Genomic DNA, 18,920 nt, shown 5'->3' with positions numbered 1-18,920 from the left:
GCGCCGCGAGCCCGAGTCTCCTGCTCAGTAGCCTTCGTCGTGGAGATTGAGCAGCGGGAAGGCGCTGTGCACGCCGGGGAGATTGGTCGGCAGGGCGGGCGCGATGTAGCTCTTGTCGAGCTGATCGAGCCGCGCCACGCCCAGCAGGCCCATGACCTCCTTCATCTCCTCCTCGAGGAGCTCGAGCACCCGCTCGATGCCGGCGGCGCCGGCCGCGGCGAGGCCATAGCAATAGAGCCGGCCCAGCCCGACCCAGTCGGCCCCCAGGCAGATCGCCTTGACGATATCGCTGCCGCGGCTGAACGAGCCGTCGACGCCGATCTTCGCCCGTCCGGCCACGACCTCGACGATCTCCGGCAGAACCGCCGCGGAGCCGCGGCCATGATCGAGCTGGCGACCGCCGTGATTGGAGCAATACACCGCCCATACGCCGTGGCGGCAGGCGATCTCGGCATCCTCGGCTGTCCCGATTCCCTTGAGCATGAACTTCACGTCGGGGAACTTGTCCTTCACGCGCCTGAAGTTCTCCCACGAGAAGGCCGCCTGGAAGTCCTGGCCCGTCGCCGCGGTGCGCCATGACTTGACGAAGCGCTTGGCGATGTCGCGCTCGCGCCGCGAATAGACCTGGGTGTCGACGGTGATGCAGAAGGCATCGTAGCCGGCATCCATGGCCTGCTTGACCCGGTCGGCGACCCATTTGTCGTCACCGCGCACATAGAGCTGGTAGATCTTGGGACCGGCGCCGCCCTTGACGATGTCCTCTAGCTTCAAGCTCGTCACCGAGCTGATCAGCATGGTGACGCCGCCGGCCCCCGCCCCCTTGGCCACGGTGATGCCGCCGCCCGGCTCGAACGATTCCAGCGAGCCGACCGGTGCCAACATCACCGGGATGCGGATCCTGCGGCCGAGGATTTCCGACGACGGATCGATTTTCGAGACGTCGCGCAGCACGCGCGGCTTGAAGGCGATGGAATCGAGGGCCATGCGGTTGCGCCGCAGCGTCGTCTCGGTCTCGGTGCCGCCGATCAGGTAATCCCATATGTTGGGATTGAGCCTGATCTTGGCCGCCTTGACGATCTCGTGCAGCGTTGCGAATTCGTTTTCCAGCCCGCTCGCCATGGTTCCCTCGCCGATCCGACGACAGCGGTTCTTGCGCGTCCCATCGCTCCCGTCAACGAAGGCCGTTTCGCAACGCAGCCGTGGGCGGCGTTGAAGCCGCGTCCGGTTTGAACGGACCTCATGCGGTTCGCGCGAAATCGCGCTAGTCTGCCTCGAAGTCTGAAGTCTCTGGAGCACGACCTTCCACTCGGTGTTTCCGGCCGTTCGGAACGTGCTCCAGACCCGGCCAGCAACGGGAGGAAGCATGGCGACCCTGTCGGCAGCGCCCGCGATTCGCGGCAGTGCGGCGGAAATCCGCGTCCGGCCGATCAACGGCTTCATTGGCGCCGAGCTCGGAGGCATCGATCTGCGCCGGCCGCTCGAGCCAGCCCAGTTCAAGGTCGTGCACGACGCCCTGGTGCAGCACGAGGTGATCGTGATGCGCGACCAGGACATCACCGTCGACCAGCAGATGGCGTTTGGCGCCTTGTTCGGCGAGCTGTCGATCCACCCCTTCTCGCCCAACCTGGCCGACAAGCCCGAGGTCATCATCCTCGACTATTCGAAGGACAATCCGCCGGCCCTCACCGACATCTGGCATGTCGACGAGACGTTCCGCGAAGCACCGCCGATGGCGACCATCCTGCGCGCCAAGGTCGTGCCCGAGGTCGGCGGAGATACGCTGTTCGCCAGCATGAGCGCCGCCTATCGCGGCCTGTCGCAGCGCATGAAGCAGCATATCCATGGCCTCGAGGCGCTGCACGACTTCAAGCCGTGGCGGCCGCTGTTCGGCCACAAGGACCGCGCCAAGCTGCGCGCCCTCGAGGACGAGTTCCCCAACCCGTGGCATCCCGTGGTGCGCGTTCATCCCGTGTCGGGGCGGCGCGTCCTGTACGTCAACCAGCAATTCTGCGTGCGCATTCGCGATCTCAAGCCCGACGAAAGCGATGCGCTGCTCGGCTTCCTGTATCGCCAGGCCGCCATTCCCGAGTACCAGCTGCGCGTGAAGTGGCAGCCGAACACCCTGGTGATGTGGGACAATCGCTCGGTCCAGCACTACGCCGCGCACGATTACTATCCGGCGCGGCGCACCATGGAACGGGTGACGGTGAAAGGGGATCGGCCGGTCGGCGTTACGGGCGATTTCACGCCGGACGAGGTCGCGGCGAACGGCACGGTAAAGCCCGTCATCGCCGAGGGCACGCGGCCCGGCCCCAGGCGCGCCTTCGACCGCTCCTGACACGGGTTTTCGGCCGCCCGGATCTTGAACTAATTAAGGCATTGAGCGACCCGGTGCGTGCAACGCCTGCGGCAAGTTGGCGTTGCGCCAGCACCATTGACGCTGATCGAGTTCAACGATTTCATTCACCGTGATATGGACGGCAGGGCCGCGCTGGTTGGACCATCCGGCGCCAAGAAGCCGAATGACACAGCAGGGCAGGCAGACATGAAGCGACGCGTCCTAACCAAGGCTTTCCTCTTCAGCTTGATGTGCGGACCGGCGCTTGCCGCCGATCCGGTGCCGACGATGAAAGAGACGCCGATGCTCGCCGAGCAGGTGAAGTCGGGCGCGTTGCCGCCGGTCGCCCAGCGCATCCCGAAACAGCCCTGGGTAGTGACCTATTTCGCCGGCGGCGACGGCCCGGGCCGGCAGGGCGGCCAGATCAACATGCTGGTGGCGAGCGCGCGCGACACGCGCCTGATGACGATCTACAGCTACACCCGCCTCATCATCCACGACGACAAGTTCAAGCTGAAGCCGGACATCCTCGAGAGCTACGAGGTCAAGGAAGACCGCGAGTTCACTTTCCGCCTGCGCGAAGGCCACAAATGGTCCGACGGCAAGCCCTTCACCACCGAGGATTTCCGCTTCTTCTGGGAAGACGTCGCCAACAACAAGGAGCTGTCGCCGTCCGGTCCGTCGGTCGAGCTGCTGGTCGACGGCCAGCCACCCAAGGTCGAGGTCATCGACGCGCGCACGATCAGGTACAGCTGGGAGAAGCCCAACCCCTACTTCATCGAGAGCCAGGCTCGCGCCGCGCCGCTCTTCCTGTTCCGGCCGGCGCACTACTTGAAGAAGTTCCACGCCAAGTACGCCACCCCCGAGGAGATCGCCAAGGCCGCCAAGGGCGGCCAACAGGGCACCAACTGGGTGCAGATCTACCGGCGTCTCGACGTCATGTATGCCAACGACAATCCGGAGCTGCCGACGCTCAATCCGTGGGTCAACACCACGTCGTCGCCGGCGCAGCGCTATGTGTTCGTGCGCAACCCCTTCTATCACCGCATCGACGCCAAGGGTCAGCAGCTGCCCTATATCGATCGCGTGATCTTCACCCAGGCGGCGACAAACCTGGTGCCGGCCAAGGCCGGTCTCGGCGAAGCCGACCTGCAGCCGCGCTACCTCAACATGCGCGACTACACCTTCCTGCAGAAGAGCGCCAAGTCCTCGGGCGTCGAGGTGCGGCTGTGGGAATCGGGCTCCGGCTCGCAGATCGCGCTCTATCCCAACCTCAATGCCAACGACGAGGAATGGCGCAAGCTGATGCGGGACGTTCGTTTCCGCCGCGCGCTGTCGCTCGCCATCGATCGCGACGAGTTGAACCAGGTCGTCTATCTCGGCCTGGCCAAGCCGGGCAACAACACGATCATGGAGCGCTCGGAGCTGTTCAAGCCCGAGTACGCGAAGAAGTGGGCACAGTTCGATCCCAAGCTCGCCAACAAGCTGCTCGACGAGATCGGCCTCAAGAAGCGCGATGCCCAGGGCATTCGCCTGCTGCCAGACGGCAGGCCGGCGACCATCGTCGTGGAGAACGCCAGCGAGGAGACCGAGGACGCCGATGCGCTGCATCTGATCGGCGAGTTCTGGAAGAAGATCGGCATCAAGATGCTGACCAAGCCGCAGACCCGCGAGAATTTCCGACTCCGGACCTTCTCTGGCGAGGCGGTGATGACGGCGTTCGCCGGCGTGGTGACGGCCGTGCCGACCCCCAACACGAGCCCGCGCGAGTTCGCCCCTACCATGCGCGGCGTCCTGCAGTGGTCGCGCTGGGGCATGTACGTCGAATCGAAGGGACGCCAGGGCGAGCCCTGCGACATGGAGAGCGCCTGCAAGCTGCTCGACTATGTCAAGGAATGGGAGAGCGCGACGAGCGTCGACGGGCGCCGCAAGGCCTGGGAGAAGATCCTGAGCGCCAGCGCCGACGAGGTGTTCACGATCGGCACGGTGAACGGCATCCGCCAGCCGCTGGTGGTCGGCCCCAAGATCCGTAACGTGCCGAAGGAAGGCTACTACGCCTGGGATCCGGGCGGATATATAGGCCTCTATCAGCCCGACACGTTCTGGATCGCGCAGTAGGCGTGGCCCTTGCCTCCCCCCGTCATCGGGGGAGGTGCCCCCGCAGGGGGCGGAGGGGAAGGCCTCAGTCGAGATTCATGAAGGTCCGACGTCGGAATCAGATCAACCTCGACTGAGGCCTTCCCCCTCCGGCCCTCCGGGCCACCTCCCCTGTAAGACGGAGGAGGCGAATCAACCTCACCACGTATCGATGTTCGGCCGCTTCTTGTGCTCGAGCCGCGGGCGCGGCTTGGCGGTGAGGAGCGCAGTCGCGATCCAGCGGCGCGAGTCGGCGGGATCGATCACCTCGTCGACCTCGAAATAGGTCGCCGTGCTCAGCGCCTTGCCGCGGGCGTAGGCGGCGGCGACCATCTTGTCGAAGGCGGCGCGCCGCTCGACGGGGTCGGCGATCGCCTCGAGCTCCTTGCGGTAGCCGAGCTTGACCGCGCCCTCGAGCCCCATGCCGCCGAACTCGCCGGTCGGCCAGGAGATGGCGAACGTACCGGCATGGAACGAGCCGCCGGCCATCGCCTGCGCGCCGAGCCCATAGGCCTTGCGCAGCACGATGGTGCCGAACGGCACGGTGAGGTTGGCGCCGACCACGAACAGCCGCGAGCAATGACGCACAAGCGCCGTCTTCTCGATCTCGGGTCCCACCATCATGCCAGGCGTGTCGCACAGGAACAGCACCGGCAGATCGAAGGCATCGCAGAGCTGCAGGAAGCGCGCCGCCTTGTCCGAGCCATCCGAATCGATGGCGCCGGCGAGATGCAACGGATTGTTGGCGACGATGCCGAACGGCTTGCCCTCGATGCGGGCGAAGGCCGTCACCATGCCGGGCCCGAAGGCGCGCCGCAGCTCGAGCACCGAGCCCTCGTCGCACAGCGTGTCGATGACGCCGCGGACGTCGTAGACTCGCAGCCGGTTCTCGGGGATCGCCCGCCTGAGCAGGCGCTGGTCGGCCGCACGCCAGTCCGGCACGGCGCCCTGGAAATACGACAGGTACTTCTTCGCGACTGCGACCGCCTCGGCCTCGTCCTCGACCGCGATGTCGACGGTGCCGTTGGGCACCTGCACGCTCATCGGGCCCACTTCCTCGGGCGCGAACACGCCGAGGTTGCCGCCCTCGATCATCGCCGGCCCGCCCATGCCGATCGACGAGTTCTTCGTGGCGATGACGACATCGCAGCAGCCCAGCAGGGCGGCATTGCCGGCGAAGCAGCGGCCCGAGTTGATGCCGACCAGCGGAGACACGCCGCTCAGCCGTCCGAAGATGTGGAACGCCAGGGTGTTGAGGCCGGCGACCGACTGCACGTCGACGTCGCCCGGCCGGCCGCCGCCACCTTCGGTGAAGAACACCAATGGGATGCGCTGCTCCTCGACGATCTCGAACAGGCGGTCCTTCTTGTGGTGGTTGGTCTTGCCCTGGGTGCCGGCGAGCACGGTGTAGTCGTAGTGGGCCACGGCGACGCGGCTGCGTTCGGGCCCGAACAGCGACCCGTTGACCCGGCCGATGCCGGTGATCAGGCCGTCGGCCGGCGTCCGCTCGATCAGGTCCTCGTTGGTGCGCCGCGTGCGCTGACTGGCGATGGCGAAGGCGCCCCATTCGATGAAGCTGCCGGGATCGACCAGGTCATCGAGGTTCTGGCGTGCCGTCCGCTGGTTCGTCTTGCGCCGCCGCGCCACCGCTTCGGGCCGCTTGTCGTCGGACGTGAGTGCGCGGCGCTCGAAATACTCGGCGAGGTCGGGACGGATGTGATCGAGATCGATCTTCTCCTCGGCCGCCGCGCCCTTGACCTCGACATCGGCCTCTTCGACGAACAGCAGGGCATGACCTTCGTAGATCGTCTCGCCGGGCGTGACCGCGATGCGCCGCACGTAGCCACGCGCCGGGCTGCGGATCTCGTGCTGCATCTTCATGGCGTCCATGATCAGCAAGGGCTGGCCCGCCGCGACCGCATCGCCTTCCTCGACGCCAACGCTGACGATCGTCCCCTGCATCGGCGCCGGCACCGGGACGGTCCCCTCGGGCGCATCGCTCGTGACCTCCGCGACGGCCTGCGGCGCCGTCTTTCCGAAGGCGAGCACGGCCAGCGGATCGACCGCATCGACCCGGGCGCCCGCCTGCCGGCCACCGGCCGCGGCGGGAGCGGCTGCCGCCTGGAAGAACAGCCCGGGCTGCATTTGGGCCGCGGCCTCGATAAGCGCGCCGGCGCGCTCGTCGACGAAGCGCGTGTGGACCTTGCCGGCCCGTACATCCGCATCGGCTAGCAGGGCGCGCAAGAAGCCGATATTGCTTGGCGCGCCCTCGAGCCGAAACGAGGCCAGCGCGCGTTCACTGCGCGCCAGCACGTCGGCGAACGCGGCCGATGGGCTGTGGACGATCAGCTTGGCAAGCAGCGAGTCGAAATTGGGATTGGTGCGGTAGCCGGCATAGCCGTAGGTGTCGACCCGCACGCCGCGGCTCGACGGCGGCTCGAAGACAGTAAGCGTGCCGCCTCCAGGCTTGGCCGAGCCGTCTGACGTCATCGTCTCCATGTTGATGCGCAGCTCGATCGCGTGGCCACGCGGCCTGGCGTCGAGCACGCCCGTGTCGGCAAGACTGGCACCGCCGGCCAGCAGCAGCTGCGCTTTCACGAGGTCGACGCCCCACACCTCCTCGGTGACAGTATGCTCGACCTGCAGGCGTGGGTTGGCTTCGATGAAGAAGAACTCGCCGCCTTCGACCAGGAACTCGAAGGTACCGAGGCTGCGATAGCTTGCGGCCTTGGCCATGGCGATTGCCGCGTCGACGATCTTCTGGCGCAGCGCCGGCGCCAGGTTGGGGCTGGGCGCCAGCTCGACGATCTTCTGGCTGCGCCGCTGCAGGGTGCATTCGCGCTCGCCGAGGGCAGCGATGCCGCCCGTGCCGTCGCCGACGATCTGCACCTCGATGTGGCGCGCCTGGCGGACCAGCCGCTCGAGGTAGAGATCGCCGTTGCCGAACGCCGATTTGGCCTCGGCCGAAGCACGATCGAAAGCGTCGGCGAGCTCGGCCTCGGCGGTGACCAGGCGCATGCCGCGCCCGCCGCCGCCGGCGATGGCCTTGATCGCCACGCCCGATCCGGCGTGTTGGCGGAAGAAGGCCGTCGCCCCCGCGAGATCGACGATGTCGGTGCCGGGCAACACAGGGACCTTGCAGGCCTCGGCATGGGCGCGGGCGCGCGCCTTGTCGCCGAACAGATTCAGCTGTTCGGCAGTCGGGCCAACGAAGACAATTCCTGCCTCGGCGCAGGCGGCGGCAAAGGCCGCATTTTCCGCCAGGAAGCCATAGCCGGGATGAACCGAATCGCTGCCGGCGTTCCGGGCCGCCGCGATCACGCCCGCGATGTCGAGATAGGCGGCGGCACCGCGCCTGCCGAGCGCCACGGACTCGTCGACGCGCCGCGTATGCAGCGAGCTCGCGTCGTCCTCGGAATGGATGCCGACCGTGGTGATGGCGAGCTCGTTGGCGGCCTGGGCGATGCGGATGGCGATCTCGCCGCGGTTGGCGATCAGCAGTTTCTTCAGCATGTCGATCTGTCTCGGGGTAAAACCCCCTCCATGTCCAAAAGGCTGCTCATTGTGGCGCACGCTCCGTCGGAGAACACCCTCTCGCTGCGCGCTGCCGTCGAGCGGGGCGCGCTCAGCGAAACGGAGATCGACGTGCGCGTGATCGCGCCGCTGCAGGCCGGCCCCGACGACGTGCTCGCGGCCCAGGCGGTGATCCTCGGCACGACCGAGAATCTCGGCTACATGAGCGGCGCGCTGAAGGATTTCTTCGACCGCAGCTACTACCCCTGCCTGGAGCGGACGCAGGGGATGCCTTACGCGCTCTACATCCGCGCCGGCAGCGACGGTACCGGCACGCGCCGCGGCGTCGAGACCATCGTCACCGGCCTGCGCTGGCGCGCCGTCCAGGATCCGCTGATCTGCCGCGGCCCCTGGCAATCGTCCTTCGTCGAGCAATGCGAGGAGCTGGGCGCCGCCATGGCCGCCGGGCTGGCGGCGGGGATTTTTTGACTTTCTCCTCCCCAGCTTCGCTGGGGAGGTGTCGGCGTCTTACGCCGATCTGCCTTCGCCGAAGCGAAGCCGTTTCGGCTTCGCGCAGGCAGGCGGAGAGGTCATGGTCTTCCGGACCGCGGGCGTCCCGCCCGCTCATGGCGGGAGCGCGCCACTCCGTGGCGCTCATAGGGATGCCGGACACGGCGATTGCAGATCGGAAGAAGAGCATGAGCGCCACGGAGTGGCGCGCTCCCGGCAAAGATCATGAGCGGGCGGGACGCCCGCGGTCCGGAAGACATGACTCATGACCCCTCCGTCCGCGATTACGCGGACGCCTCCCCACGCAAGGCGTGGGGAGGAAAATGAAAAGCTACTCCGCCGCCTCCTGCTTCTTCTCTGCCGGGTCGTCCATCATTACGGTGATGTCTGCGGCGATGTGGTGGGTCGGGCCTTCGGCCGCCTGGTTCTCCTGGACGATGGTGCGGCCGTAGGCCGACACCACCGGCACCGCGACCGGATCGACGGGCGCTGCGCGCTTCTTGCGTGCCAGCGCCGCCGTAATGAAGGGTGCCAGCTCGGCCTGCTTCTTCGTATCGCGAGCCACCTGGTCGGCCTTCAGGATCGGCATCACTTTGGCGGCGAACAGCTCGAGCGAGTCGCAGATGTGCTCGTGCCTGTTGCGGCCGCCCTGCTGGATGAACACGACCTGGTCGACGCCAGCATCCTGGTAACTGCGCAGGTGCTCGGTAAGTTCGGCTGGCGTGCCGATGCCGCTGCCTTGCCCGACCGCCGGAAGCTTGTCCTTCGCCCCCTCGAAGCGCTGCCAGACGTCGGTCACGCCCGGCTGGTGATGGCCGTACACGTAGTAGTGGCCGAGCGAATAGCCGAAGAACTGGAAGCCCTCGGCGCCGCGCCGCCGCGCCTCCTCGCGATCCTCGTGGCAGGAGAAGCCGGTCACCATGGCCACGTTGGCGTTCACCGCATGGCCGATCGGCACGCACTGCTCGCTCCTGATGATCTCATAGTATTCGTGCGCCCACTTGCCGGCCTCGGCCGGATCGACGAAGGCGAAGGTGAGCGCGCCGATGCCGGCGCGCGCCGCGGCATGGATGGTCTCGCGCCGGCTGCACGCTACCCAGAGCGGCGGATGCGGCTTCTGCAGCGGCTTGGGCACGATGTTGCGCACCGGCATGGAGAAGTACTTGCCCTGGAAGCCGGGATAGGGACTCATCGCCATCATGTCGGCGGTCTGCCCTACCGCCTCGGCCCACATTGCCTTCTTCTCGGCGGGGTCGATGCCGAAGCCTTCGAGCTCGACGCGCGACGCCGATTCGCCTGTACCCCAGTCAGCCCGGCCGTCGGACACGAGGTCGAGCGTGGCGATGCGCTCGGCGACGCGCGCCGGATGGTTGTAGCCGGGCGGCGCCAGCACCACGCCGTGGCCGATGCGGATGCGTTTGGTCCGCGCAGCACAAGCGGCGAGAAACACTTCCGGCGCCGAGGAGTGCGCATACTCTTCGAGGAAGTGGTGCTCGACCTCCCAGATGTAGTCGATGCCCAGGCGATCGGCCAACTCGACCTGCGCCAGCGCATCCTTGAACAGGCGATGCTCGCTGTCGTCTGTCCATGGACGCGGCAGCTGATGCTCGTACAGAAGACCGAAGCGCATAGCTTTCTCCTATGCTGGGAGCGCGCCACTCCGATGGCGCTCATGGGATGTGTGATCTACAGGAAGAGCGCCATCGGAGTTGCGCGCTCCTAGCAATGAGCGTCGTGCGGCTGGCTCCTCAATGAGCGGTCCAGCCGCCGTCGACGACGAGGCCGGCCCCGGTCATGAAGCTTGCATCGTCCGAGGCGAGGAAGAGGATACCCTTGGCGATGTCGTCGGGCACGCCGAGACGGCCGATCGGATGCAGGGCAAGCGTGGTCTGGCGCGCCTTGTCGGTGTCGTTGGTGCCCTGCTGGCGGGCGCGCATGGCGAAGGTCTGCTGGCCCATGTCGGTCTCGATGAGGCCGGGATGGATCGAGTTGACCCGGATCTTGTAGCCCTTGCGCCCGAACTCCAGCGCCGTCGACTTGGTGAACAGGGTCACGCCGCCCTTGGTCAGCGAATAGAGCGGGTCGAGCTGCGAGCCGACCAGCCCGGCGATGGACGCGAGATTGACGATCGCCGAGCCGTGCTCGCTCGTTGCACCGCTCGCCTTGAGAGCCGGCAGCGCCGCGCGCGTGCCCAGCACCACGCCGGTCAGGTTGACGGCGACCAGCCGGTTCCATTCGTCGATCGTCGCCTCCTCGACTCCCTTGCCATTGAAGACGCCGGCATTGTTCACCAGCACGTCGAGCTTGCCGAACCTCTTGACGGTGGCATCGGTGGCGGCGGCCCAGCTCGCCTCGCTCGTTACGTCGAGCGAGACGTAGAGCGCCTGGCCGCCCGCCGCCTCGATCTCCCTGGCGGTCTGCCGGCCGCGCTCGTCCAGCACGTCGCCGATCGCCACCTTCGCGCCCGCCTGGGCCATCAGCTTGGCGGTGGCGCCGCCGATTCCGCGCGCCGCGCCGCTCAGGAACGCGACCTTGCCGTCGAGCCTGTTCATTCGTTTCCTCCTTCGCCATCTCGATTTGCGCCGATCCTGTTTGCAGCTATGCTCGCTTCAGAACAAGAAGAGTTAGTGGGAGGACTGGTCGGCATGCGCCAGGGGCGGTTGATCGCGACGGGCGCGATGCTGTTGTTTTGCTTGTTCGCGTTGTGGCAATCGCTGCTCCTGCCGCTCACTGACCGATTGGGCCCCGGTCCGGGTTTTTTTCCCTTCTGGCTTTCGCTCATCGGCTCGCTCCTGGCGATCGCGCTGCTGGTCACGACATGGCGTGAGCCCACCGAGCCGCAAATCGAAACTCCACGCATCCTCCCGCATGGTCCTGGAGGCCGACGCTGGCTCGCCATCGTCGGCCTGATCGCGGCCGTGACCATAGCGATGGAGGTCGTGGGCTTTCGCTTGGCAATGCTGGTGTTCAACGCCGCTCTGGTGGCGGCGCTTGGCGAGCGCCGATGGTGGCTGATCGCGCTGTTCGCTGTCCTGGGCAGCTTTGGCGTCTACTACGTCTTCACGACCTGGCTGGACGTGATCCTGCCGACCGGGAAGCTCGGGTTCTAGGCGATGGAGGCACTCCCCCACCTGTTGTCAGGCTTCGCCGCGGCGCTGTCGGTCAACTACCTGCTCTATGCCTTTGCCGGCTGCATGCTGGGTACCCTGATCGGTGTCCTGCCCGGGCTCGGGCCGGCGGCCGGCACCGCCATCCTGATTCCCCTCACCTTCAATCTCGACGCCACCGGCGCCATCATCATGCTGTCGGCCATCTACTACGGCGCGATGTATGGCGGCACCATCACCTCGGTGCTGATCAACGTGCCCGGCGAAGCCGCTTCGGTGGTGACCTGCATCGACGGCCACCAGATGGCGCGTCAGGGTCGTGCCGGATCGGCGCTGGCAATCGCCGCCATCGGCTCGTTCGTCGGCGGCACGCTGGCAACCGTGGCGCTGGTCGTGGTCGCCACGCCGCTTGCCGCCCTGGCGCTCAAGTTCGGGCCAGTCGAGTTCTTCGCCCTCATGGTGGCCGGGCTGTGCCTGGTCGTCGGCCTCGCCGGCCGCAACATGCTGGCGGCCCTTCTGATGACCGTGATCGGGCTGCTGCTCGCCATGGTCGGCATCGACCCGGTGCGCGGCGCACCGCGCTTCGGGTTCGGGATCGAGGACCTCTACGATGGTATCGGCTTCGTCCCGGCCGTGATGGGCCTGTTCGGCGTCGCCGAGCTGCTGCTCGCGGCAGAGGGGCGCCAGACCCACATGGTCCAGGCCAGCCTGGCCAAGTGGTGGCCGACGCGGCAGGAGCTGCGCGCCTCAACGGGCGCGATCGGTCGCGGCACGGTGGTCGGCTTCGTGCTGGGCCTTATTCCCGGCGTCGGGGCCATCGTACCAACCTTCATGGCCTACGTGCTGGAAAAGCGCGTCTCCAGGACGCCCGAGCGCTTTGGCAACGGCGCGATCGAGGGCGTGGCCGCGGCCGAGACCGCCAACAATGCCTACGCCAATGCCGCCATGGTGCCGTTGCTGGCGCTCGGCATCCCGAGCTCGCCAACCATCGCGGTGCTGATGGGCGCCTTCATCATCAACGGCCTGACGCCGGGGCCATTCCTTTTCCAGGAGCGCCCGGACCTGGTGTGGACCGTGATCGCGAGCTTCTTCGTCGGCAATGCGCTGCTGCTGATCCTCAACCTGCCTCTGGTCGGTCTGTGGGCGAAGCTCCTGAAGGTACCGTTCAGCTATCTCTGCGCCGGCGTGCTGATCTTCTGCGTGATCGGCGCCTACGGGCTGAAGCAGAACCTGTTCGATGTCTGGGTCATGCTGGGCTTCGGCATCATCGGATACCTGCTGCGCAAGCTCGACTTTCCGATTGCCCCCGCAATCCTGGCCCTGATCCTCGGTCCGATGATGGAGCGCTCGCTGCGCACAACGCTCGAGATGTCGGGCGGAAGCTTCGCCATCTTCCTCGATCGACCGGTTGCGCTGGTGCTTCTCGCGGTGCCGGTGATCGTGCTCGGCGCCCTCTTGTTCCGGCCCGGCGCCTTCTCCAAGCTTCGCGAAAGCGATGTCGACTGACCCGTCAGAATTGCCATCTTTGGGAGGAAAGACATGACCATCCGCCGCCGTACCTTGCTCGCCGCCTCTGCCGCCAGCACCATCGCGAGTCCAGCTCTCGCCCAGAACTATCCGCGCCGCGCCGTGCAGCTGATCGTCGCCTACGCCGCCGGCGGCAGCACCGACGTCGGCGCGCGCATCCTTGCGGCAGCGGCTGAAAAGGACCTCGGCCAGCCGATCACCGTCGTCAACAAGGCCGGTGCCGGCGGACAGCTCGGCTTCACCGAGATCGCGCGTGCCCGCCCGGACGGCTACACGCTGGGCTTCATCAATCTGCCTGCCGTCAACACCATCGTGCTCGACCCCGAGCGCAAGGCGGTGTTCACCATGGACAGCTTCATCCCGGTGGTGAACCAGGTGCTCGATCCCGGCTTGATCTGGGTCAAGGGCGACAGCCCCTACAAGACCCTGAAGGATCTGGTCGAGGCGGCCAAGAAGGAGCCGGGCAAGCTGCGCGCCTGCACCACCGGCATCCTGAGCGACGATCATCTGGCCATCCTGATGATGCAGGAAGCGGCCAAGGTCGATTTCCGCATCGTCCATTTCGACAGCGGCACGCAACAGCTCGCCGGCATCATGGGCGGCCATGTCGAGGTCGCGTTCGACAATGTCGGCAGCATCGTCAAGCGCGTTCAGACCGGCGAAGCCCGCGGCCTCGCCGTGCTCGACACGGAACGCTCGCGTTTCCTGCCCGACGTCCCGACCGCCAAGGAGCTCGGCTATCCGACGGTGATTTCCTCGTCGACGCGCGGCGTCGCCGCGCCCAAGGGCACGCCGGCCGACATCGTCAAGGTGATCGAGACGGCGTTCCTGAAGGCAATCAACAGCCCCGAGATGAAGCAGAAGATGGACGCGGTCGGGTTGGCGCTGAAGCCGATGGTCGGCGCCGAGTACGCCAAGTACTACGCAGACCTCCAGAAGCAGGCCGCCAAGTACACCGAATGGGCGCTCAAGATGCGGTGAGGTTCATCCGCCTCCCCACGCTTCGCGTGGGGAGGTGCCCCCGTAATCGGGGGCGGAGGGGTCGAGACTCAGCGCTGGGAGCGCGCCACTCCGATGGCGCTCTTCTTGCTGATCACATCCCATGAGCGCCATCGGAGTGGCGCGCTCTCGGCTCATGACCCCTGCGTCCGCGACTACGCGGACACCTCCCCAGCTCCGCTGGAGCGGAGCTGCATGACTATTTCCCGAGCTTGTTGAACGGCACGTCCTTGTCGACGCGTACGTCGCTCGGCAGGCCGAGCACGCGCTCGGCGACGATATTGCGCAGGATCTCGTCGGTGCCACCGGCGATGCGGAAGCCCGCACCGGCGATCCATTGCGCCTGGAAGCCAGCGGCGTGCGGCACCTCCTCGCGCATGATGCCGCCCTGCCCCATCAGCTCCATGGCGAAAGCGCCCATGTCCTGCATCTTGGGCGCCGCCACGATCTTGATGATCGACGATTCGGGTCCCGGTGTCTGGCCCTTGGAGAGCGCGGTGAGCGTGCGATATCGAGTCAGCCTGAGGCCCTGCTGCTGGACGTACCAGTCGGCGATCTTGCCGCGCACCTGCTGGTTGCGGATCGCCGGCCCGTCGTCGAGCTCCGTATCGCGCGCCAGTTCCATCAGCTCGTCGACATCGAGCCCCCCGGAAGGCAGGCCGACCGCCAGGCGCTCGTTCATCAGGGTGGTGAGGGCGGCTTTCCAGCCGTCGCCGACCTTGCCGAGGCGCTGCGCGTCGGGCACGCGCACGTCGGTGAAGAACACCTCGTTGAAGTTGGCGCCGCCCGACATCTGCTTGATCGGCCGCACCTCGACGCCCGGGCTCTTCATCGACAGGAAGAACATGGTGAGCCCCTGGTGCTTCGGGACATTGGGGTCGGTGCGGGTGATGATGATGCCGTAGTCGCAGTAATGGGCGCCCGAGGTCCAGACCTTCTGGCCGTTGATCACCCAGCCGTCGCCGTCACGCTCGGCGCGGGTGCGGATGCCGGCCACGTCCGACCCGGCGGCCGGCTCGGAGAACAGCTGACACCACACTTCCTCGCCGTAGAGCGCCGGCTTGACGTAGCGCTGCAGCTGCTCGGGCGTGGCGTAGGCCATCATCGTCGGGATGCACATGCCGAGCCCGATGTCGAAGAAGCCCAGCGGCACCAGGTAGTTCGATTCCTCCTGCTGGTAGATCACCTGCAGGATCGGCGAGCCGCCGCGCCCGCCATACTCCTTCGGCCAGGTAATGCGCGCATAGCCGGCGGCGGCCTTCTTGGCCTGCCATTCCTTGGCTTTCTTCAAGAGATTCGGGTCGTCATTGCGCGCGCGAAAGCTCTGCTTGTCGTCGCTCTTGCACGTGGCGTTGGCGTCGAGCCAGGCGCGCACCTCCTTGCGGAAGGCGGCTTCCTCGGGCGTGTCGTTGAAATCCATGGGTTCCTCCTGCATTCGCCGCCTCGCCCTGAGGAGCATCGCGGAGTGATGCGTCTCGAAGGGCGGGCACCTGTCAAGACCGGGGCCCACCCTTCGAGACGCGCCCTACGGGCGCTCCTCAGGGTGAGGTGAAGTATCTACGCCGCGTTCTTCTGTTCGAGTCGGCTCACCAGCTTGTCCTTCCACGCCATCGGCCCGCCGAGCGACAGCGCCATCACGCGTGCTCGCCGGTAGTGGAACTGGGTATCGGCTTCCCAGGTGAAGCCGATGCCGCCATGCGTCTGGATGTTTTCCTTGGAGGCGAAATCGTAGGCATCGGTCGCCGCAATGCGCGCCGCGGCGGCGGCCAGCGGCAGATCGGCGCCGCCATCGGTCAGCATCATGGCGCCGTAATAGGCATTGGACCGCGCCAGCTCGAGCTTGACGTAGCAGTCGGCGAGCTTGTGCTTTAGCGCCTGGTAGGAGCCGATCGGCCGGCCGAAGGCCTGGCGCTGCAGCGCATAGTCGCGCGCCATCCACATCGCCGCCTCGGCACCGCCGACCTGGGCGAAGGCGAAATAGACCGCCGCTGCATCGTAAAGGCGCTCGAGCAGGCTCCAGCCCTCGCCCTCGCCGCCCAGCAGCTCGGCCGAGGCGCCATCGAACCCGAGCTCGGCATGCTTGCGCGCCGGATCGATCGTCTCGACGCGCGTGCGTTTGACCGAGGCCTGCGCAAGATCGACCAGCACCAGCGACACCGCGCGATCGCCGCTGCCGCCGGTATTGGCCAGCACGATCGCGAAGGTCGCAGCCTCGCCGTCCGCCACCGGCAGCTTCTTGCCGTTGAGGCGACCGCCGCCGAAGGTGGTGCGGATGCTGCGCGGCTTGGGCGGCTGCGCCCCTTCGGCCGTCGCCAAAGTGCCAATCGCCTCGCCGGCGGCGAGCTTGGGCAACCATTTCTTCTTCTGCGCCTCGGAGCCCGCGAGCTTCAGCGCCTCGGTCGCCAGCACGACCGAGGTGTCGAACGGCACGGGCGCCGCCGCCCGGCCGATCTCCTCGGCGACGACGCACAGCTCGAGCGGCGACAGGCCGAGCCCGCCATACTCCTCGGGGATGGCCGTCCCCGTGACGCCGAGCTCGATCAGGCCCTTCCACACCTCGTCGGCGTGGGTTTCGTTGCCGTCGAGCACGCGCCGCACCGTCTTCGTCGGGCACTTATCGGCGAGGAACTTGCGAACCTGCTCCTTGAGCAGCTTCTGGTCGTCGGAGAAATCGAAGTTCATGATGGCGGAAGCCTAGCAAGCAAGCTCGCATCGGGGAACGGTCTTGGGTTCCGACAGGCGGGCTCGGCGATGTGATAAGGTGGCGTCATGGACACTGCACAAATCAAGGACTGGCACGCCCACGTTTACTTCGACACCGCCTCGCGCGATCCCGCGTGGGCGCTGCGCGAGAAAATCGAGAAGACCTTCGACATCCAGATGGGCCGCTTCCACGAGAAGCCCGTCGGACCGCATCCACGCTACAGTTACCAGGTGCACTTCAGGAACGAGCAGCTTGCGCCCCTGCTCTCCTGGCTGACGCTCAATCGCGGCGACCTCACGGTGTTCGTTCATCCCAACACCGGCGAGGATCTGGAGGATCATCGCGATCGCGCGATCTGGCTCGGCCAGCAGGTGCCCCTGGTCCTCGACATTTTCACGAAGAGGGATTGAGTCTTCCCGAGGACGTTTGAAATTTCACCAAGAAGGATTGATCGAATGGACTCACTTCTGCCGCTGGCGAGGAAGGTCGGCGAGAAACTGAAGGCGCGCAAGGAAACGGTCGGCGTGTCGGAATCGTCGGCCGGCGGGCTCGTCTCCGCCGTGCTGCTCGCGGTGCCCGGGGCGTCGGCCTACTTCATGGGCGGCGCCGTGGTCTACACCCGACCGGCCGGCGAGGCCTTCCTGACGGCGACCAAGGAGAAGCGCGCCGGCATCCGCTCGTCATCGGAGCCGTGGGCAACGCTCGCGGCCGAGCTGGTGCGCGAGCGGCTGAGCACCACCTGGGGCCTGGCCGAGACCGGCGCCTCCGGCCCGACCGGCAACTCCTACGGCGATCCTGCCGGCCACACCTGCGTCGCCGTCGTCGGCCCCAAGGGCAAGATCGCCCGCACCTTGCGCACCGGCTCCAACGACCGCGTCGCCAACATGCGCGCCTTTGCAGCGGAAGCGCTGACGCTGCTCGACGAGCAGCTGGGGTGAGCCGGGATCCTGAGCGTCGACTCAGTCATGGCGCGTAGCTCCAGCCGGCCCGGCTCCCTGGGGATTGGCATCGTGCGCAAACCTGCGGCAAGTCGCATCGTGGACCATCCGTTCGTCGCCAGGCTCAACCATTCGATAGCGCTCGACGACGACGACCTGGCGGCGCTGGCCCGGCTGCTCGAGCGCACGGTCGTCATCAAGAAGGCAAAGGACATCATCGTCGAAGGCTACGAGTACGGGGTCCTGCACGTCGTGCAGCAGGGCTTTGCCGTCCGCTACAAGCTCCTGCACAGCGGCAAGCGGCAGATCGTCAATGTCGTCATGCCGGGCGACATCATCGGTTTCCCGGCATGCTTCTACGAGCATGCCGTCTTCTCCGTCACCGCGCTCAGCGACATGAGCCTGAGCCATGTGCCCCTCGACGCCTTCGCCGACACATGCCTGGAGAGGGCCACCGTCGCGACGGCGCTCGTCTGGTTTGCGGCGCGCGAGGCGGCGATCTATGCCGAGCACATCATCGACGCGGGACGTCGCGAGCCGATCGAGAGGCTGGCGCATTTTCTTCTCGAGACGCTGACCCGCCTGCAGGCGATCGGCAACGCTTCCGAGGAGTCGTTCGTCATGCCGCTGTCGCAGGAAGCGATCGGCGACGCACTCGGGTTGAGCGCGCCGCACGTCAACCGCATGCTCGCGGAGCTGAAGCGGGACGGAATGATCGCCATGACCGGGCGCGAGGTGCGGATCCTGGATCGCGCCGCCTTGCAAATTCTGGGAGAATTCCACTCGACCTATCTGGCACGCTCGCCGGTTCACCGGCCGAAGCGCTAGCGCTTCGCGCCGGTCGCCGCATTGCGCAGGGCTTTCATCTCCTCGAAGCGCCTCGTGACATCGCGCAGGGTCGCAGCCACGCCCAGGATGCGGCCGGACCTGTCGCGGAACGGCAGGATCGTGAACTCGACCGAGATGCGCGTGCCGTCCTTGCGCAGCGCCGGGACTGCCAGCACGTCGCCCGCGCCGTATCGCGAGGAGCCGCTCTGCATTGTCTGTTCGAACCCGACCCAATGGCGCTTGCGCAGCCCTTCGGGGATGATGATGTCGAGCGACTTGCCAATGGTCTCCGCGGCCGAGAAGCCGAATATCCGTTCGGC

Annotated in this window: 16 protein-coding genes; 9 read left to right on the top strand and 7 right to left on the bottom strand. The window is 66.7% G+C overall.

Features of this window, described 5'->3' with window-relative positions; all coding sequences use genetic code 11:
• Window positions 1-24: 24 nt before the first annotated feature.
• Window positions 25-1,119, bottom strand: coding sequence for an alpha-hydroxy acid oxidase (locus AB7O82_RS22810; protein WP_428539004.1), 1,095 nt, complete (start codon window positions 1,117-1,119; stop codon window positions 25-27).
• Between the two features lie 244 nt (window positions 1,120-1,363).
• Here AB7O82_RS22810 and AB7O82_RS22805 point away from each other — a divergent pair, with 244 nt between their 5' ends.
• Both AB7O82_RS22805 and AB7O82_RS22800 read left to right on the top strand, forming a co-directional pair.
• A complete protein-coding gene (locus tag AB7O82_RS22805) occupies window positions 1,364-2,338 on the top strand; it encodes a TauD/TfdA dioxygenase family protein (protein WP_428539002.1) in 975 nt (324 codons plus the stop codon).
• A 207-nt stretch (window positions 2,339-2,545) separates the two neighbouring features.
• The gene (locus tag AB7O82_RS22800) at window positions 2,546-4,456 is read left to right on the top strand and encodes an ABC transporter substrate-binding protein (protein ID WP_428620247.1); all 1,911 of its coding nucleotides are present in this window, start codon (window positions 2,546-2,548) and stop codon (window positions 4,454-4,456) included.
• Window positions 4,457-4,633: 177 nt separating this feature from the next.
• Here AB7O82_RS22800 and AB7O82_RS22795 read toward each other — a convergent pair whose 3' ends face one another.
• Window positions 4,634-7,987, bottom strand: a complete 3,354-nt coding sequence (locus AB7O82_RS22795; RefSeq protein WP_428538998.1) for a carboxyl transferase domain-containing protein — start codon at window positions 7,985-7,987, stop codon at window positions 4,634-4,636.
• A gap of 30 nt (window positions 7,988-8,017) precedes the next feature.
• Between AB7O82_RS22795 and AB7O82_RS22790 the strand changes: the two genes are divergently transcribed.
• Entirely contained in the window at window positions 8,018-8,476 is a 459-nt protein-coding gene (locus tag AB7O82_RS22790) for a flavodoxin family protein (RefSeq protein ID WP_428538996.1), read from the top strand.
• Between the two features lie 352 nt (window positions 8,477-8,828).
• Here the strand turns inward: AB7O82_RS22790 and AB7O82_RS22785 are convergent, their stop codons facing one another.
• Window positions 8,829-10,127, bottom strand: a complete 1,299-nt coding sequence (locus tag AB7O82_RS22785) for an LLM class flavin-dependent oxidoreductase (RefSeq protein WP_428551159.1) — start codon at window positions 10,125-10,127, stop codon at window positions 8,829-8,831.
• Window positions 10,128-10,245: 118 nt separating this feature from the next.
• Window positions 10,246-11,049, bottom strand: coding sequence for an SDR family NAD(P)-dependent oxidoreductase (locus tag AB7O82_RS22780; RefSeq protein WP_428551162.1), 804 nt, complete (start codon window positions 11,047-11,049; stop codon window positions 10,246-10,248).
• 75 nt (window positions 11,050-11,124) lie between these two features.
• Between AB7O82_RS22780 and AB7O82_RS22775 the strand changes: the two genes are divergently transcribed.
• From AB7O82_RS22775 to AB7O82_RS22765, 3 genes are read left to right on the top strand one after another with little or no spacing between them, the layout of a single operon-like run.
• Window positions 11,125-11,607, top strand: coding sequence for a tripartite tricarboxylate transporter TctB family protein (locus AB7O82_RS22775; RefSeq protein WP_428620245.1), 483 nt, complete (start codon window positions 11,125-11,127; stop codon window positions 11,605-11,607).
• A gap of 3 nt (window positions 11,608-11,610) precedes the next feature.
• Window positions 11,611-13,110 carry a tripartite tricarboxylate transporter permease gene (locus AB7O82_RS22770; RefSeq protein ID WP_428551168.1) on the top strand — a complete coding sequence of 500 codons (1,500 nt, stop codon included), beginning with the start codon at window positions 11,611-11,613 and terminating at the stop codon, window positions 13,108-13,110.
• A 33-nt stretch (window positions 13,111-13,143) separates the two neighbouring features.
• Window positions 13,144-14,112 (top strand): tripartite tricarboxylate transporter substrate binding protein, encoded by a 969-nt coding sequence (locus AB7O82_RS22765; protein ID WP_428620243.1) that lies wholly within the window; start codon window positions 13,144-13,146, stop codon window positions 14,110-14,112.
• Between the two features lie 217 nt (window positions 14,113-14,329).
• Here AB7O82_RS22765 and AB7O82_RS22760 read toward each other — a convergent pair whose 3' ends face one another.
• On the bottom strand, window positions 14,330-15,550 hold the full coding sequence (locus AB7O82_RS22760; RefSeq protein WP_428620241.1) for an acyl-CoA dehydrogenase family protein: 1,221 nt from the start codon (window positions 15,548-15,550) through the stop codon (window positions 14,330-14,332).
• 137 nt (window positions 15,551-15,687) lie between these two features.
• Window positions 15,688-16,812 (bottom strand): acyl-CoA dehydrogenase family protein, encoded by a 1,125-nt coding sequence (locus AB7O82_RS22755; protein WP_428551176.1) that lies wholly within the window; start codon window positions 16,810-16,812, stop codon window positions 15,688-15,690.
• A gap of 87 nt (window positions 16,813-16,899) precedes the next feature.
• Here AB7O82_RS22755 and AB7O82_RS22750 point away from each other — a divergent pair, with 87 nt between their 5' ends.
• The 3 genes from AB7O82_RS22750 to AB7O82_RS22740 are packed head-to-tail and all read left to right on the top strand — an operon-like array spanning window position 16,900 to window position 18,600.
• Window positions 16,900-17,244 (top strand): DOPA 4,5-dioxygenase family protein, encoded by a 345-nt coding sequence (locus tag AB7O82_RS22750; RefSeq protein ID WP_428551179.1) that lies wholly within the window; start codon window positions 16,900-16,902, stop codon window positions 17,242-17,244.
• Window positions 17,245-17,289: 45 nt separating this feature from the next.
• The gene (locus AB7O82_RS22745; RefSeq protein ID WP_428551182.1) at window positions 17,290-17,772 is read left to right on the top strand and encodes a CinA family protein; all 483 of its coding nucleotides are present in this window, start codon (window positions 17,290-17,292) and stop codon (window positions 17,770-17,772) included.
• Between the two features lie 27 nt (window positions 17,773-17,799).
• Window positions 17,800-18,600: a Crp/Fnr family transcriptional regulator gene (locus AB7O82_RS22740; RefSeq protein ID WP_428620239.1), complete on the top strand. Its 801-nt coding sequence runs from the start codon at window positions 17,800-17,802 to the stop codon at window positions 18,598-18,600.
• Here AB7O82_RS22740 and AB7O82_RS22735 read toward each other — a convergent pair.
• Window positions 18,597-18,920 (bottom strand): PAS domain S-box protein (locus AB7O82_RS22735; protein ID WP_428620237.1); only part of this gene is annotated, 324 nt, incomplete at its 5' end. The two genes, AB7O82_RS22740 and AB7O82_RS22735, sit on opposite strands and share 4 nt — an antisense overlap.

Origin of the sequence: Reyranella sp., from assembly GCF_050185545.1 — a bacterium.
Taxonomy (GTDB): Bacteria; Pseudomonadota; Alphaproteobacteria; order Reyranellales; family Reyranellaceae; genus Reyranella.
The sequence above is the reverse complement of the archived record's forward strand: the minus strand, read 5'-3'. Positions and strand labels throughout refer to the sequence as shown.